Source organism: Sphingomonas psychrolutea (assembly GCF_014636175.1).
In the GTDB taxonomy this organism is placed as follows: domain Bacteria; phylum Pseudomonadota; class Alphaproteobacteria; order Sphingomonadales; family Sphingomonadaceae; genus Sphingomonas; species Sphingomonas psychrolutea.
The window spans coordinates 129,396-145,585 of record NZ_BMDW01000003.1; the positions used below are offsets into that span (position 1 = coordinate 129,396).

At 63.1% G+C, this 16,190-nt stretch carries 13 protein-coding genes; 3 read left to right on the forward strand and 10 right to left on the reverse strand.

Annotated features, from left to right (window positions below; genetic code table 11):
* Positions 1 to 114: 114 nt before the first annotated feature.
* The 3 genes from IEV62_RS03400 to dnaK all read right to left on the reverse strand — a co-directional run bounded on the left by IEV62_RS03400 (position 115) and on the right by dnaK (position 4,731).
* Positions 115 to 1,617, reverse strand: coding sequence for a S41 family peptidase (locus IEV62_RS03400; RefSeq protein WP_188445459.1), 1,503 nt, complete (start codon positions 1,615 to 1,617; stop codon positions 115 to 117).
* Positions 1,618 to 1,642: 25 nt separating this feature from the next.
* Positions 1,643 to 2,764 (reverse strand): molecular chaperone DnaJ, encoded by a 1,122-nt coding sequence (gene dnaJ / locus IEV62_RS03405; protein WP_188445460.1) that lies wholly within the window; start codon positions 2,762 to 2,764, stop codon positions 1,643 to 1,645.
* 68 nt (positions 2,765 to 2,832) lie between these two features.
* The gene (dnaK, locus tag IEV62_RS03410) at positions 2,833 to 4,731 is read right to left on the reverse strand and encodes a molecular chaperone DnaK (RefSeq protein WP_188445461.1); all 1,899 of its coding nucleotides are present in this window, start codon (positions 4,729 to 4,731) and stop codon (positions 2,833 to 2,835) included.
* 164 nt (positions 4,732 to 4,895) lie between these two features.
* Here dnaK and IEV62_RS03415 point away from each other — a divergent pair, with 164 nt between their 5' ends.
* A complete protein-coding gene (locus tag IEV62_RS03415) occupies positions 4,896 to 5,336 on the forward strand; it encodes a copper chaperone PCu(A)C (RefSeq protein WP_188445462.1) in 441 nt (146 codons plus the stop codon).
* Positions 5,333 to 5,791, forward strand: coding sequence for a vgr related protein (locus IEV62_RS03420; protein ID WP_188445463.1), 459 nt, complete (start codon positions 5,333 to 5,335; stop codon positions 5,789 to 5,791). The genes IEV62_RS03415 and IEV62_RS03420 overlap by 4 nt, the downstream gene beginning before the upstream one ends.
* 7 nt (positions 5,792 to 5,798) lie before the next feature.
* Here IEV62_RS03420 and IEV62_RS03425 read toward each other — a convergent pair whose 3' ends face one another.
* Positions 5,799 to 7,676, reverse strand: coding sequence for a methyl-accepting chemotaxis protein (locus tag IEV62_RS03425; RefSeq protein ID WP_229732800.1), 1,878 nt, complete (start codon positions 7,674 to 7,676; stop codon positions 5,799 to 5,801).
* Between the two features lie 261 nt (positions 7,677 to 7,937).
* On the opposite strand from IEV62_RS03425, the gene IEV62_RS03430 reads away from it, so the two are divergent.
* Positions 7,938 to 8,954: a carbohydrate porin gene (locus IEV62_RS03430; RefSeq protein ID WP_188445464.1), complete on the forward strand. Its 1,017-nt coding sequence runs from the start codon at positions 7,938 to 7,940 to the stop codon at positions 8,952 to 8,954.
* Between the two features lie 15 nt (positions 8,955 to 8,969).
* Here the strand turns inward: IEV62_RS03430 and IEV62_RS03435 are convergent, their stop codons facing one another.
* The 6 genes from IEV62_RS03435 to IEV62_RS03460 all read right to left on the reverse strand — a co-directional run bounded on the left by IEV62_RS03435 (position 8,970) and on the right by IEV62_RS03460 (position 16,164).
* On the reverse strand, positions 8,970 to 10,847 hold the full coding sequence (locus IEV62_RS03435) for a sensor histidine kinase (RefSeq protein ID WP_188445465.1): 1,878 nt from the start codon (positions 10,845 to 10,847) through the stop codon (positions 8,970 to 8,972).
* Positions 10,847 to 12,745, reverse strand: coding sequence for a putative bifunctional diguanylate cyclase/phosphodiesterase (locus tag IEV62_RS03440; RefSeq protein WP_188445466.1), 1,899 nt, complete (start codon positions 12,743 to 12,745; stop codon positions 10,847 to 10,849). The genes IEV62_RS03435 and IEV62_RS03440 overlap by 1 nt, the downstream gene beginning before the upstream one ends.
* A gap of 87 nt (positions 12,746 to 12,832) precedes the next feature.
* Complete coding sequence (locus IEV62_RS03445) at positions 12,833 to 13,717, reverse strand: ROK family protein (protein ID WP_188445467.1); 885 nt, start codon at positions 13,715 to 13,717, stop codon at positions 12,833 to 12,835.
* Positions 13,714 to 15,537: a glutamine--fructose-6-phosphate transaminase (isomerizing) gene (glmS, locus tag IEV62_RS03450; protein WP_188445468.1), complete on the reverse strand. Its 1,824-nt coding sequence runs from the start codon at positions 15,535 to 15,537 to the stop codon at positions 13,714 to 13,716. Before glmS ends, IEV62_RS03445 begins: the two co-directional genes overlap by 4 nt.
* 15 nt (positions 15,538 to 15,552) lie before the next feature.
* Complete coding sequence (locus IEV62_RS03455; protein WP_188445469.1) at positions 15,553 to 15,918, reverse strand: type II toxin-antitoxin system VapC family toxin; 366 nt, start codon at positions 15,916 to 15,918, stop codon at positions 15,553 to 15,555.
* Between the two features lie 3 nt (positions 15,919 to 15,921).
* On the reverse strand, positions 15,922 to 16,164 hold the full coding sequence (locus IEV62_RS03460; protein WP_188445470.1) for a ribbon-helix-helix domain-containing protein: 243 nt from the start codon (positions 16,162 to 16,164) through the stop codon (positions 15,922 to 15,924).
* Positions 16,165 to 16,190 lie beyond the last annotated feature (26 nt).

The window sequence follows — 16,190 nt, forward strand, 5'->3', positions numbered from 1 at the left end:
CCAGTGGCCTGATCGCCGCAGCGGGCGTCGCGCTGTTGGTTGAGGTGACGTTGATCCTCTGACCAGTCAGCCCAACCGCCCCTTCTCTCGACGGGGCGGCCAGGGCGGACCGGATCAATCGACCTGACGTTCCAGCCACTTAGCCGCGTGCGTGACGGGGTCCTTTTCCCCCGCAGGAATGCGAATATCAGGCGCGATGCCATCCGGATCAACCGGGTCGCCAGGCAAACGCAGCGTCCGCGACGTCGCCCATTGCACTCGATACCGGCCCGACGGCGTCGGCATACCGACGACGTTCGCGAAATCGAGCACACCGGCCGAATTGCTTTGGCCCATCAGCGTAACCTTGCCGCTTTGCCGCAGCGCCAGCAGGAATTGCTCGGCAGTACTCCCGGCACCGTCGATCAACACGGCGACTCGCCTCGGATATGGCACAACTGTCGGCAGCCGATCGATCGAGAAGGGCAACGGATCAGGCCGGAAGTAGCCGCCGAAATTGCCCTCCATCTGCTTGTTCTGTATGTCCAAATTCGCGGCAACGGCGGGTGCCTCGGCGCGAATATCGTCGGCGATCTTGCGGCGTAGCGCGAGGTTGTCCTGGCTCGCGCGCATTTCGATCCCGATCGTATAGACCGGACGCGTGTAAACGAGCGGCAGGATCGGCTCGTACACAAAATCGCTCCCCCCGCCATTGCTACGCAGGTCGATCACCAAATTGGGGGTCTTGTCGATCTGGGCCTTGTGCGCGGCGAGCAGCGCCTTCAACGGCGCGGCGCGGCTCGGGTCGAAATCCGGAATGCGGAGCCACAGCGTTTTCGGGGATAGCGCCTTGAGGAATAGCTCGTCGGACGGATATTGCCGTGCGACGATATCGCGATCAACTACTTCGGGCAGATCGCGCGTCCATGTCCCCCAGCCTGTAACAAGGATCGCCGCCCCTCCGGCAACGACCTGAGCCGCCACGTTTTCCTCATCATGTGCGCCGGTGCGATACAGCATTTGCAGCCCACCTTTGGCGTCGCGCTGGATCTCCGCCTTGATCTGCCCGGGTCGCCAATTCTCGGCGGTGGTCGTCAGCACGATCGCCGAAAATATGCGGGGCTTTCTGGCATTGCGCAGGATGGCGATGCGATAGCGGTCGCTCCCGATCCGCCAGATGCCCTCGATCGGATCGCGCGCCTTGCCGAGCGCGCCCAACCGTGCGCGCGCCTGCGCCTCGGTCAGCGGGCGTGACGGGTAGGATGACGGCGGTGCCACGGCACCAGCGGCGACCGCTGGCGCAGGTACCGATTGCGCATAAACGCGGGTATGGCGATCTTTGAAGAAATCGACCCATTCTGCAAGCAGCGCGGCGAGTTCGGTATCGCTAACGGTCGCCACCTTGGCGCGCAATCGCGCGGTCAAATCGCTTAGCTGGGCGCGATTGGTGGGGGTTACCTTGGAATCCCATCCGGCATAGTTCGCGGTAACCTTGTCGATCACGAAATCGAAGTCGCGCAGATTCGTCGTGGCACGATCCGCTGGCGGTGCCTGCTGCGCCGCGACGATCACGGGTGAGACCACACCGATCGCCGCAAGCGCAGAAAATGCCGTCAGAAAAGTCCCAAACCCCCGCATACTTCCCCCCGAAAGTCCCGAACGATTATCCCCACGCGCCCTTCATTTTCTTAAAAAAACCGCTAGTCTGCGGGCATTCCTTGCCGGTTTCGGTCGCGCGGAATTCCTCGAGCAACTCGCGCTGGCGGCTGGTCAAATGACTCGGCGTTTCGACTTCGATGCGAATGACGAGATCGCCGCGCCCGCGCCCCTGCAGCACCGGCATGCCCGCGCCACGCTGCCGCAATTCGCGGCCGCTTTGCGTGCCCGCCGGAATCTTGATCGGATGGCGAACGCCATCGGGGCCGGGAATATGGATTTCCCCGCCAAGCGAGGCGGTCGTGAAGCTGATCGGCGTGCGCGCGAACAGCGTCGTCCCCTCGCGCTCGAACAGCGGATGCCGCGCGACGTGGAGGAAGATGTAGAGGTCGCCCGCCGGTGCACCGCGCAAACCCGCCTCACCCTCGCCGGTCAAGCGGACGCGGGTGCCTTCATCGACGCCGGGTGGAATGTTGACGGCGCGCGTCTTGGTCTTTTCGACACGGCCCTCACCGCGGCAATTGCCACACGGATCGGCGATCGTCTGGCCCGCGCCGTGGCATGACGGGCAGGTGCGTTCGACCACGAAGAAACCCTGTTGCGCGCGCACCTTACCATGGCCATGGCAGGTCGCGCACGACTTGGCCGACGTGCCCTTGGTCGCGCCGCTGCCATTGCAGATATCGCAGACTCCGGTGACATCGATCGTAATCTCGGTCGCTTTACCGTGGAACGCATCTTCGAGCGTGATTTCCATGTCATAGCGCAAATCAGCACCACGCCGCGGCGCAGTCCCGCCGCCGCGCTGACCACCCATGAACTCGCCGAAGATATTTTCAAAAATATCCGAAAACGCGCTGAAATCCTGTGCGCCGCCGCCGCCGCCGCCGCCACCCTGCTGCTTGAACGCAGCATGGCCGTAGCGATCATAGGCCGCGCGCTTTTGCGGGTCCTTAAGGCAGTCATAGGCTTCACTGATCGATTTGAAGCGCGCCTCGGAATCGCTGCAGCCGGGATTTTTGTCCGGATGATAGCGCATCGCCAGGCGGCGATAGGAGGATTTGAGCGTGCCATCGTCGGCATTGCGCTCGCATTCCAGCAATTCGTAGAAATCAACTTCGGTCGTCATGCTCGGCCCCCGCCCTGTCCGTCATCCGCGCCACTAATGCACGGATGACGGGAGGTGCGCATCAGTTTTTACGCTTTGCTATCATCGACTTCGGAGAATTCCGCGTCGACCACGTCTTCCTTGGGCGCTTCGGCTTCACCACCGGGGGAAGCCTCGGCCTGCGCCTGCTTCTCATAGATCGCCTGGCCAAGCTTCATCGCGACTTGCTGGAACTTCTCGCTCTCGGCCTTCATCGCCGCCGCATCGTCGCTTTCGAGCACGGTCTTGGCAGCAGCGATTGCCGCCTCGATTTCGCCCTTCAAGCCCGCATCGACCTTGTCACCATTGTCGGCCAACTGCCGCTCGGTCGTGTGAACCAACCCGTCGAGCGTGTTGCGCGCTTCGGCCGCTTCACGACGCTTCTTGTCGTCCTCGGCAAACTGCTCGGCGTCACGCACCATCTGCTCGATGTCGCGCTCCGAAAGACCGCCCGAGGCCTGGATGCGGATCTGCTGCTCCTTGCCGGTGCCCTTGTCCTTGGCTGACACGTTGACGAGGCCGTTGGCATCGATGTCGAAGGTGACTTCGATCTGGGGCACGCCGCGCGGTGCGGACGGGATCCCGACCAGATCGAACTGGCCAAGCATCTTATTGTCCGCCGCCATTTCGCGCTCGCCCTGGAACACGCGGATGGTGACGGCCTGCTGGTTGTCGTCGGCGGTCGAATAGGTTTGCGACTTCTTGGTGGGGATCGTCGTGTTGCGATCGATCATCCGGGTGAACACGCCACCCAGCGTTTCGATGCCGAGCGACAGCGGCGTCACGTCGAGCAGCAGCACATCTTTGACATCGCCCTGCAGCACGCCCGCCTGAATCGCAGCGCCCATCGCCACGACTTCATCGGGGTTGACGCCCGAATGCGGTTCCTTGCCGAAGAAATCCTTCACGACCTGACGGACCTTGGGCATGCGCGTCATGCCGCCGACAAGGACGACTTCGGTGATGTCGGCCGCCTTGACGCCGGCATCGGCCAGCGCCTTGCGGCACGGCTCGAGCGTCCGCTGGATCAAATCATCGACCAGCCGCTCGAGATCCGAACGGGTGATCTGCTTGACGAGATGCTTCGGCCCTGTAGCATCGGCGGTGATGAAAGGCAGATTGACTTCGGTCGTGGCAGCCGACGACAGCTCGATCTTCGCCTTCTCGGCGGCTTCCTTCAGACGCTGCAGCGCCAACTTATCCTTGGTAAGGTCGATGCCTTCGGCCTTGCGGAAATCGTCCGACAGGAAGTTCAGCAGCTTGTTGTCGAAATCCTCGCCGCCAAGGAAGGTATCGCCATTGGTCGCCTTCACTTCGAACACGCCATCGCCGATCTCGAGGATCGAGATGTCGAAGGTGCCGCCGCCAAGGTCATAGACCGCGATCGTCTTGTTGGTGTCCTTGTCGAGGCCGTAGGCGAGCGCCGCTGCCGTCGGCTCGTTGATGATGCGCAGCACTTCGAGACCGGCAATCTGACCGGCGTCCTTGGTCGCCTGACGCTGTGCATCGTTGAAATACGCTGGAACGGTGATGACCGCTTGCGTGACCGTTTCGCCGAGATACGCCTCGGCGGTTTCCTTCATCTTCTGCAGCGTGAACGCGCTGATCTGCGACGGGCTGTAATCCTTGTCGCCGGCCTTCACCCACGCGTCGCCATTCTGGCCCTTGACGATGGTATAAGGCACCAATTCGGTGTCCTTCTTGGTGATCGGATCGTCGAAGCGGCGGCCAATCAGGCGCTTCACTGCGAAAATCGTGTTTTCGGGGTTGGTCACTGCCTGGCGCTTGGCCGGCTGACCGACAAGGCGCTCGCCATCCTTTGCAAACGCGACAATCGACGGCGTGGTGCGCGCGCCTTCTGCATTCTCGATAACCTTCGGCTTGCCGCCTTCCATCACGGAGACGCAGCTGTTGGTGGTGCCGAGATCGATTCCGATTACTTTTGCCATTGGTCCTCTGGGGCCCCCATGTCTCAAAAAAGATTGCCATTCCGCCGCGCCCTCAGATCAAGCGACGCGACACTCACCCGGCGGATATAGGGGGGCTTTTGCTTGTCGCAAGATTTCACCGCACGTACAGAAGCACATGTTGTTCCCAACACGGGAGAAAGTCGTTGTTCCGCCGGTTCCTCAGTGTCGCCCTTCTGCCGCTCGCCGCGTGCACCCAGCCGCCGCCCGCTTTGTCGGTCGATAAGGGCTATATCCGCCTGAACGCGGTCCCAAGCCGGCCGGCGGTGGCCTATTTCACCATTCACGGTGGCACGTCCGACGTGACGCTCCTGTCTGTCACCAGCCCGGTCTCGGTAAAGAGCGAGCTGCATGAATCGATGACCGCGGGCCACATGGCGAAAATGACTCCAGTCGGGGATTTCCCGGTTCGCGCCGGCTCCACCAATATCTTCGCACCTGGCGGCAAGCATTTGATGTTGTTTGATATGAATCCCGGCGTGAAACCGGGACGGAGGATCAAGCTCACCTTTACCTTCTCGACCGGGCAGCGGATCGATCTCGGCGTACCGACGATCGCGGCGGGTGCGCCCGCGCCGACCGAATGACGGCACGGCCACTGACATCGGCCGAGATTGAGCTCGCCCGAAGCGTCTTTGGCGACGCGATCGATTATGCGCCGGTGCGGATCGAACAGCGCAAATGGGCTTTCTTCCAGCCACGCGAAACCGTGATGGCGCCAACCGGGTGCATCCATTTCCACCCCAAGGGCACGCGTTACCGTGATGATTTTGCGTGCGGAAATCTCGATGACCAGGGTCTGCTGATCCACGAGCTGACGCATATCTGGCAAAGCCAGAGCGGGATTTATCTGCCGATCCGGCGGCATCCGTTCTGCCGGTACGATTATGCGGTGCGCGCGGGGTGGCGGCTCGAACGCTATGGCATCGAGCAGCAAGCGGAAATCGTGCGGCACACCTTCGTTCTGCGCCACGGCGGCTTCATCCGCGGCGCGGCGGCGCTCGAAACCTATGAGAGCATCCTGCCGTTCCGAACGCGGTAGCTGCGGGTCAGAACATCGCCCAATCGCCGTCACCAGCGCTGACGGTCGCAAGCACCGGAGCTGTCCGCGCGGCCACCTTGGGCTTATGCGGCGCTGCGCGCGTCGGCGCGATCACAGTCGATTTGGGCGACGTCGATCTGCGAACCTCGCGAGCGATCTTGAACTGCGCGGCTTGCTCGGAAAGCGCCGCCACCTCTGAAGTCAGGTTACGCGCTGCGGCGGACGTCTGTTCGACCATGGCGGCGTTCTGTTGCGTGGCCTGATCCATCGCGTTCACTGCGGCACTGATCTGAACGATCGCGGTCGATTGCGCCTGATTGTCGGCCGCGATTCCGGCGAGCAGCGTATGCACTTCGCCGACATCGGTGGCGATGTTCGACAGCGCATCATCGACCCGCTGCACACGCTCGACCGCGGTTCCGATCTCGGCCTGAGTCGCGGTCAGTTGATCGCGGGCGCGGCCAGCCTCTTCCTCGGCCCGCATCGCGAGCGCCGAGACAAGATCCGCGACGACCGCAAAACCACGCCCAGCATCGCCCGCGCGGCCCGCTTCGACCGCGGCGTTCATCGCCAGCACGCGCGTTTGAAAGGCAATCTTGTCGAGCCCTTCGATCACGCTGTCGATTCCTTTCGCGCTTTCGCTGACGCGCGTCATCGCCTGAACCGCCTCGTCGGTAATGCCGCGCCCGCCCGCCACGGTCGTCATTGCGCCGTCCGCCCGCACGACGGTCCGCTCCGCGGCCACGGCGGTGGCTTGCAGACGCTGGTTCATTTGCGTGATCGCGACACTAGTCTCCTCGAGGCTCGCGGCGTTGCCTTCGGTTCGCTGGGCAAGGTCCTCGCTGGCGTGCGCGATCTCCTGCGATCCCGTGGCGATGATGGCGGCGCTTTCGGTAACCGACGTTATCAGCGCGCGCAGACCGGCGACGGCCCCGTTGAAATTGTCCTTCAGCGCGGTGAACGGGGTTTGCAGTTCAGCATCCACTTCGGCGGTCAGATCGCCATCTGCGAGCGCGATCAGCCCAGTCCCGAGGCTGTCGACGATCAGCCGGGCCTGAGCCTGCTTCGCTTCGTCGGCGGCTTGCAACTGATCGCGAAACGCGAGCATTGCGCGCGCCATGTCGCCGAGCTCGTCGCCACGGTCGACTCCGCTGACCTCGGCCGCCAGATTGCCGCCGCCAAGTTCGCGCATCGTTGCCGACAGGACTTCGATCGGCCGCACGACGTGCCGCACCGCGAGCAGGACCAGCGCGATTGTTCCGGCGATCCCGAGCGCCATCGCGATCAGCAAAACCACCATCGCGACCGAGCCGATAGTTTTGCCATTATTCGATGTCTGGAGCGCGTTCGCACTGATCGCGTCCGATGCCGCACTCATCGAAATTTCGAGCGTACGAAACTGCGCGAAGAAATCGCGAAGGCCAGTGCGCGCCGCGTTCGGATCGGTTTCCGCGCGTTCGATGATCGCAATTGCCGATTTGGCATAAAGTTTCATCGGCGCATCGAGTTTTGAGGTCGCCGCCTCGACCACTGGCGACCCCCGATACGCCTCATCGGCCTGGATCCCGGCCCGAAGATTTCTCAGATGCTCCTGAAAATCTCTCAGAATTTCCCCGCGATCGAGCCCACTCGAACCGTCGGCGGCCTGCAACATGCCGAGCACATCGCTGCGCACCGCGTCATGCATCATGTCGGCAAGCTGATGGTTTGACAGAAGCAATGCTGACTGCTGCTGTCTGGCAAGCGCCGCCGACTGGACCCACGCCGCACCGATCCCAGTGCCCCCGCATAGCACCATCAGCCCCAACAAAGCCGCGCCTGCGCGACGGATTGCGCGATCGAGCGAAGACCGCAGCAGAACATTTTCTAGTTCGTGGGACGCCATCGGATAATCTTTCAGCAAAAACGGACCGGCTTAACCTATATTAGGATAAGTTCTCAGGTTGGATGCGCCATGATGAGATTTCGGCTTTTTCGGTTGATGCCGTTCGCTGTTTTTATGGTCCCGGCCGGGTGGTCTGATCCGATATTTGCGCAAGATGTTTCGCCACCCCCCAATACGCCGTCGCGTCCAATCATTCTCACGGGTCGATACGTCCTCGATTTGGTTGGAGTCGCTTCCGGCGGTGAGCAACGCGGCAGACGGGTGCTTGGCAATCTGGAGCTGACCGCAGATGGGGATCTGGGGCGGCTGATCGGCTGGCGCGGCGCGCGGGCGCATCTGCACCTGCTCGACAATCACGGCCGCGGGTTGAACGATCTTGCGGGAACGGTGCAGGGAATCGACAATATCGAAGTCTCGAATGGCAGGCCCAAACTCTACGAAGCGTGGGTCGAACAGAGCTTCGCCAGCGGTCGCGTATCCGTGCTGCTGGGCTTGTCTGACCTCAATGCGAATTTTTACCAGAACGATTCAGCAGGTCTGCTAATCGCACCGGCCTTCGGGATCGGGTCTGAGCTGTCGGCGACCGGCCCCAATGGCCCGTCGATCTTCCCGTCGACCGCCATGACCGCACGACTGAACGTCACGTTGGGCGCTTCCAGCTATTTCCGCGCCGCAGCGGTGAACGCACGCGCGGGCGTTTTGGGCGATGATGCGGGCGTGGAATTGTCGTTGCGCGACGGGGCGTTGCTGATCGCCGAGGCCGGCACGACGCGCGGTGGCAAGCTCGCGGTCGGTGCCTGGCGCTACACGCGGCGCCAGGACGATCTGCGGGCGACCGACAGTGCGGGCAACCCTGTTCGGCGAATTGCGATGGGCGCTTATGCACTGATCGATCAGCGGTTGGCGGGCGACGACACACGTGGCCTCGATCTCTTCGTGCGGGCGGGCATTTCGGACGGCAAGACCACATCCTTCGTCGGCGGCTTTCAGGCAGGCGTGCTGGCACGGGGCTTGATTCCGGGACGCCCGAATGGCCAGTTCTCGTTTGGTGTGGCGCATGGAATGCTGTCGCGCGGGTTTCGCGATACTCTCCGCGACGAAGGCGGGGTAGCCGAGTCAGCCGAAACCGGGATCGAGATCACCTATAAGGACAGCTCGGCACCATTCCTAGCGGTGCAACCCGACCTGCAATATATCCACCGCGCCGTTCCCGGCGGCGGGCGTCGCGGAACACTCGTGCTCGGGGTACGTATCATCGCAAGCTTCGCACGCCAGTAATGCCCCACCGCGGTATCACGCCGCTAGGTCGGCGCGCTCCTCCGCCAGCGCGAGAGTCAGAACCGCGACCGCGCCGCGCCCCCGCCCGTCGCTTTCGAGCTTCAGCCCGCCGCCCATCGCATTCATCGAATTGGCGCACCAATGCAGCCCCAGCCCGCCTGATTTGTGGGCACGCGATGAATAGCCGCGCTGGAACAGCGTCGGGGTCTGGTCGGCAGCAAAGCCTTCACCATCGTCACGGATGGCGATCCGCGCGCTGCTGGCGTCGCGGTCGATCGTTACGGTGATGCTCCCGCTCGCGGTGCCCGTTGCCGCGATCGCGTCGGCGGCGTTGGAAAACAGATTGCCGATCACTTGGCTCAAAATGATCCGGCTCGCGAGCACGTGGCACGCCTGCGCGGGGAAACTGAAAGCAATCGATACGCTGCCCGAATAGCGCGCAATCGTGGCATTCTTGGCGATGATCTCGGTCACGTCGCATGGCTCGAGCGATGGGCGTTCGTGCGCGGCGCTTTGCTGCGCGCCAATAATTTCAAGGACATGGCTCATCGCCTCGCGCCCGATCTGCAACTCCTTGCGACGGGCGTCGCGGTCGCGCGTCTCTGCATCCAGCGCGGCGGTAACGAAGGCGAGCAATTTTGCGCGACGCGGCACTGGCAGGTCCTCCTGCGCGAGCTCAGCCATCGCCCGGTCGAGCACCGCGCGGTCGACCGGCGGAGCCTGCGCGATCCCCTGCGACAGGATCGTGCTGATCGGATTGAGCGCATTGCGGACATTGTGCATCACCGCGACCGCGCTTTCGCTCTTGCCAAGCGCAAAGCTCTGCACCTCCAAGCGTTCGCGCAGATCCTTCAATTGCTGCAGCATCGCGTTGAAACTATTGCCAAGCGAGCCGATTTCATCGTTGCGAATTTCATCGGGCAACAGGCCAAGCGAGCCAGAGCTGCGGACCACCTGCATATGGCTTTCGACCCGCGCCAGCGGCCGCAGCACCAGCGTGGTGATCATCCGCCGCAGCATCGCCAGCACGACCAGCAACAACAAGCTCGATCCCGCCACCGCGAGCCACAGCATGCGTTGGCCAAGCACCGACACGTCGCGCGGTACTGTGAAGACGGCGCTCGCCACGGCGTGGCCGTCGCTGCCGCGGATCGGTACGGCAATCCGCATCGTCGCACGCGCAGACGTGATGAGATTGGCATCCGGGGCGCTGCGCAAATCAATCGTCGCCGGCAGTTGTAGAACGTCCGACAGCGCCTTCGACGTGACGCGCCGCGCCATCAGCACATACCCGCGCGACGTGCCGGTCCCGTCGCTACGGCGGACCTTCGCCACGCCGATTGCAGCCAGGTCTCGACCGAGCCGCAGATAATAACTGCCCGAACTTCTCATGCCCAGGAACCGCCGGAAATCGCTTTTTTCGAGCGCTGCCGAAAAGGCCGCGCGTTGATCAGGCCGGTCGACATTCCGCGCCGAATCGCGCCAACGCGCAATCACGATCCGCCCGTCATTGCCGACATACGCCATGCCGTCGACATTCAGATTGGCCATGGCGAGCGGCGAGAAGCTTTCCTCCTCAAACTCGCGATTGGGCTGCGCCATATAATCGTAGCTGGACGTCCAGTCGCCATAATCGCGCACCGCGCCTTCGACTTTCGTCGCAAAGTCGCCGAGCGCCGCGCGGGTGCGCTCGACATGTGCGTCGATTGATTTCGCTTCGAGCTGGTTGAAGCTCGGTATGATCAGCGCCGCGAGCAGCGCGGTCAGCGCGATTGACCCGATGAGGCCAACACCGGTCAGGATCAGCACGAGCTTTACCCCAAGCGAACTGGGGTTGCGCAACCGCCCGATCCTGCTCCCGACCGCGCGTGGCACGGAACGGCGCGCTGCCATCAGCCGTACGTCCCGTTACCCGCTTCGGTGTCTTCGGCGGCATGGTAGGGCGCCGAGGGATCGACGATGAAGCGGGCTTCCGCGATATTACGAGCAACATCCTGCGCGACCGGGCGCGACAGGAGGTAGCCCTGCATGTGGCTGCAGCCGGCAACGCGCAGCGCTTGCAACTGCGCCTCGGTCTCGACGCCTTCCGCCACCACACCCAACCCCAGCGCACGCCCGAGATGGATGATCGAATGGACGATCGCCGCCGATTCGCGCTCACGGCCCATGCCGTCGATGAAGCTGCGGTCGATCTTCAAGCAATCGAGCGCGAATTTGCGAATGTTGTAGAGCGAGGAATAGCCGGTGCCGAAATCATCAAGTGCGATGCGGAATCCCATCTGGCGCAATTTGTAGAGCGTATCCGCCGCCCGATCGGCATCGTCGAAAATCGCGGTTTCGGTAATCTCGATCTGCACCCGATGCGGCGCGACACCCGCCCGCTGCACGCTCTCGACCAGCCGGCCGACGAAATTGTGGCGGCGGAACTGGCGGGGCGAGAAATTAACCGAGACATATTGCCCCGGCCACTCCGCCAGCACCTTGAGCGATTCGGCGAGGACCCAGTCGCCGAGTTCGTGAATCAGGTTTGATTCCTCGGCAATCGGGATGAAGACGGCGGGACTGATCGGCCCGTGATCCTCGGTATTCCAGCGCAGCAGCGCCTCGAACCCGACGACTTCCAGTTCCTCGCGCGCGACGATCGGTTGATACACCAGGCTGAGTTCGCCCTTGGCGATCGCCTGCGACAACCCGCCTTCGATCGCGCGGCGCAGGCGGATATTCTCGTCCATGCCCTCGTCGAATACGCGGACGATCCCGCGCCCGTCCCGCTTGGCGTCGTTCAGCGCCAAATCGGCACGGCGCATCAGGTCGGTCGGATCGCGGCTTTCGCCCGGTTCGGTGACGATCAGGCCGATCGACGCGCCACCCTGGACCGAATTGCCAAGCACTTTGAACGTGCCCGAGCACGCCTTCAAAATGCGCGCACATTCCATTTCGGCGGCTTCGGTGCCGGGCGTGTCGAACAGCAAACCGAACTCGTCGCCGCCAAGCCGGGCGACGACGCCCCCTTCGGGAATTTGCGCCTGCAGGATCCCACAGATCGTACGGATCAGTTCGTCCCCAGCGAGGTGACCGAGTGTATCGTTGACCAGTTTGAAGCGATCGAGGTCGACCATCGCAACCGCAAATTGCGACGTGCTGCGCGCACGTTCGGTCAGGGTCCGGCGGAACGCCAGCCGGTTTGGTGCCTCGGTCAACGAATCGTGGTTCGCCATATGGATCGCGCGGCTTTCGTTCGCGGCGAGTTCATGCCCTTGTTCCTGCAATTGCACGACTTGCGCCGCCAGCACTTCACGCGCCTCCGCCAAGGCGCGATCACCCTGCCAACGATGCGTCAGGGCAGTCGCCATTTGCGTGACTTCGGCGACTTCGAAGGGCTTGGCGATGTAGAAAATCTTGTCGGCGGGGCCCGCCGCCTTCGAGATTTCGATCGGCGAGAAATCGGAAAAGCCGGTCACGATGACAAGGTGAATATCGGGATCGAGCGCGCGGATGCGGACCGCTGTTTCCTTGCCATCGATGCCCGGGGGCATGCGTACGTCGATGAAAGCGACCGCATAGGGATCGCCAGCGCGGATCGCCGCCTCCACTGCGGCAACGCCGTCATGGCCTTGCATAGCGTGGGTCAGCGCGAAGGCCGGCGCGTCGTCGGTTGCTGCCGAATCATCATCGCCGAACAGCTCAGCCGCCATAGCGTCGAGCGCGCCCGTGTCGGCGGATATCGGCGCGAAGCTGCGCCGATAGCTGTCGTGCATGGCCGGTTCGTCGTCGACGATCAGTATTCGCATATCGGCACCGCCCGTAAAATCACCGGGCGCTTCGGCCCGTTGCAATGGGGTAAGCGGATGCGGTTAAAGCCGCGTAAACGACGTATCTCAGCGGAGCGCGCGTCGGCCCAGTTCGACTGCGCCAAGCGGCCCGGCCATCCCGCCAAGCGCGGCGGGCACGATATAGTCGGCGATCGGCAGCAATCCGCTCGCCGAGACATAGCCGCCGAGGCTGGCTGTCAGCTTCTCGCGGATTGCGGGAAAGAGGTGCGGCGTGCCGACCATAACCCCGCCGCCCATCACGATTCGGCGCGGAATTCCCGTCAGGACAAGCATGTGGCACAGTTGTGCGAGCGTATGCGCAACGCCGTCCCAGGCGGGATGATCGGGCGGCAGGTCCTGTGCCGGGATACCGGTACGCGCGCGAATCGCGGTGCCGGAAACCAGCCCCTCGACGCACGCGCCGTGGAACGCGCAGGCCCCCGGCCAGTCATCGCCCGCCCAGCGGACGGGCCGGATATGGCCGAGCTCGGCATGGGTCAGCCCGGCGACCGGCGCATCGCCCAGCACCAAACCCACGCCGACCCCGGTGCCTACCGTGATATAGGCGTGATCCGCGACGTCGCGCGCTGCGCCCCAGCGCCCCTCACCAAGGGCTGCGCCGTTGACGTCGCTGTCGAAACCGAACGGCACCCCCGAGACACCAGCCAGCCGCAGGCCGACATCGGTGTTCGACCAGCCGGGCTTGGTCGTTGCGGTGATGAAACCGTAAGTGGGCGCGGTACGGTCGAGCGAGACCGGCCCGAAACTGGCGATGCCGAGCGCGTCATAGCCAGACCAACGCCGCAACACTTGCTCGACCGCGCCCAAGGTCTCATCAGGCGTCGTCGTCGGAATGCTCACGCGATCGCGCACATCGTCTGGGCCGCTGGCGAGGACGCAGATGACCTTCGTCCCGCCAAGTTCGACGCCAGCGATGAGCGGCTCGCTCATTCCACCGTCACCGACTTCGCCAGATTGCGCGGCTGGTCGACGTCGGTGCCCTTGATCACGGCGACATGGTAGGCGAGCAACTGCACCGGGACGGCATAGATGAGCGGCGCGATCAACGGGTGGACCTTGGGCATGGTGATCGTCGCCAGGCAATTCTCGCCCGCCGCCTGGACGCCGTCATAGTCTGAGATCAACACCACCTTGCCGCCGCGTGCCTGCACTTCCTGCATGTTGCTGACGGTCTTGTCGAACAACGGCCCCGACGGCGCGATGACGATCACCGGGACATTTTCGTCGATCAGCGCGATCGGCCCGTGCTTCATCTCACCAGCGGCATAGCCTTCGGCATGGATATAGCTGATTTCCTTGAGTTTCAGCGCACCTTCCAGCGCCAGCGGATAATCGGTCCCGCGCCCGAGGTACAGAACGTCGCGCGCGCCAGCGATCAGATGCGCCATCGCCTGGATCGTCTCGTCATAGGCCAGCGCGCCGTTGAGCGCGGCAGGGGCCTCGGCGAGGTGATGGACGATCGCCTTTTCCTCGGCCGCATTCATCCGCCCCTTGGCCTTGGCAAGATTGGCGGCGAGTGCGGCGAGCACCGCGAGCTGGCAGGTGAAGGCTTTGGTTGAGGCGACGCCGATCTCAGGGCCGGCATGCGTTGGCAGCAGCAAATCCGCCTCGCGTGCCATCGAACTGGTCGGCACGTTGACGACAGCGGCGATCGTCTGGCCCTCGGCCTTGGCATGGCGCAACGCCGCGAGCGTGTCGGCGGTTTCCCCAGACTGGCTGATGACGATCATCAGCCCGCCCGGCTCCATCACCGGCGCGCGGTAGCGGAATTCGGAGGCGACATCGAGATCGACCGGCACGCGCGCGAATTGCTCGAACCAATATTTGGCGACCATCCCGGCGTAGAAGCTCGTCCCGCAGGCGACGATCGTCACGCGCTTGATGCTCGAGAGGTCGAATTCCGGAATCGGCAGCGTGACCCTTTCCTCCATCCGCTGAAGGTACGACCGCAACGTCTGCGCGACGACGATGGGTTGTTCGTAGATTTCCTTGAGCATGAAGTGGCGGAAGTTGCCCTTGTCGATCAGCGCGCCGGTGACCCCCGAAATGGTGATCGGGCGCTCGACGGGCGTGTTATCCTTGTCGAAGATCTTCGCGCCCTCGGCGGTGATGACAACCCAGTCACCCTCCTCGAGATACGAGATGCGTTGCGTCAGCGGCGCAAGCGCGAGCGCGTCGGAGCCAAGATAGGTTTCGCCATCGCCGTATCCGACCACGAGCGGCGACCCCAAGCGCGCGCCGATCAGCAATTCCGGATGCTGGCGAAACAGAATCGCCAGTGCGAACGCACCATGCAAACGCGGCAGCACCTCGGCCACGGCATCGGCGGGGCTCATCCCGCCCTCGACCTTTTCGCTGATGAGATGCGCGACGACTTCCGTGTCGGTTTCGCTGGTGAACACTCGCCCGCGCGCGATCAATTCTGCGCGCAAAGGCTTGAAATTCTCGATGATGCCATTGTGAACGAGCGCCACTTCGCCCGTGGCGTGTGGATGCGCATTGTTAGTGGTCGGCCCGCCATGCGTCGCCCAGCGCGTATGCGCGATGCCGACATCGCCGGGCAGCGGCGAGGCCGCGAGTTCCTTCGCAAGATTGATAAGCTTGCCCGAGGCACGGCGCCGGTCGATCTCGCCGCCGTGGACGGTGGCGATCCCGGCCGAATCATAGCCGCGATATTCGAGCCGCCGGAGCCCGTCGAGCAAACGCTCCGCGACTGGCTCCTTGCCAATAATGCCTACGATACCGCACATGGGATGTGACTTTCGTTACAGGGTATAGGGAACGCGGATGCCCGGCATGTTTGCAGGGAAATCCTTGGTGTTACGGGTTACGAGGATCGCGCCGTTGACCTGTGCCGTTGCCAGGATGAACGCGTCCAGCAATTTCATGCGCGTGCGGTGCCGGATGTCGGCGGCTGCGTTGGCGATGCGGGCATCGATCTCGACCACTTCGAAGGCCGCGATCAGATCGCGGATCACATCACGGTGCTCAAGCGGTTCTCCGGCCAGCACCTCGGTCCAGACGACGCGACTGATGCGATGCTTGCGATAGCGGGAAATCTCCGCTTTTGCTGGCGGCTTACGCATCAACCAGTCGATGACGATGTTGGTATCGAAAAACGGGTCCGACACGGATCACAAGTCTTCGTAAAGTGTACGATCCTCACGGATCGCGCGCTGATACTCGACCGCGTCGCCGATATCCGTACGATCTGCCCAATAGCCATAACCGCGCTCGATCCAGTCCGTATCGGAATTGCGAAGAAGATATAGCTTTACTGCGTCCCGGATCGCTGCCGCACGCGACCTCTTGGTCTTCGCCGCGAGCGCGTCGAGTTTGAGGATGTCGTCGTCGGGAATATCGACTAAAGTTCGCATGATATATCGATATCATATCGCGATAT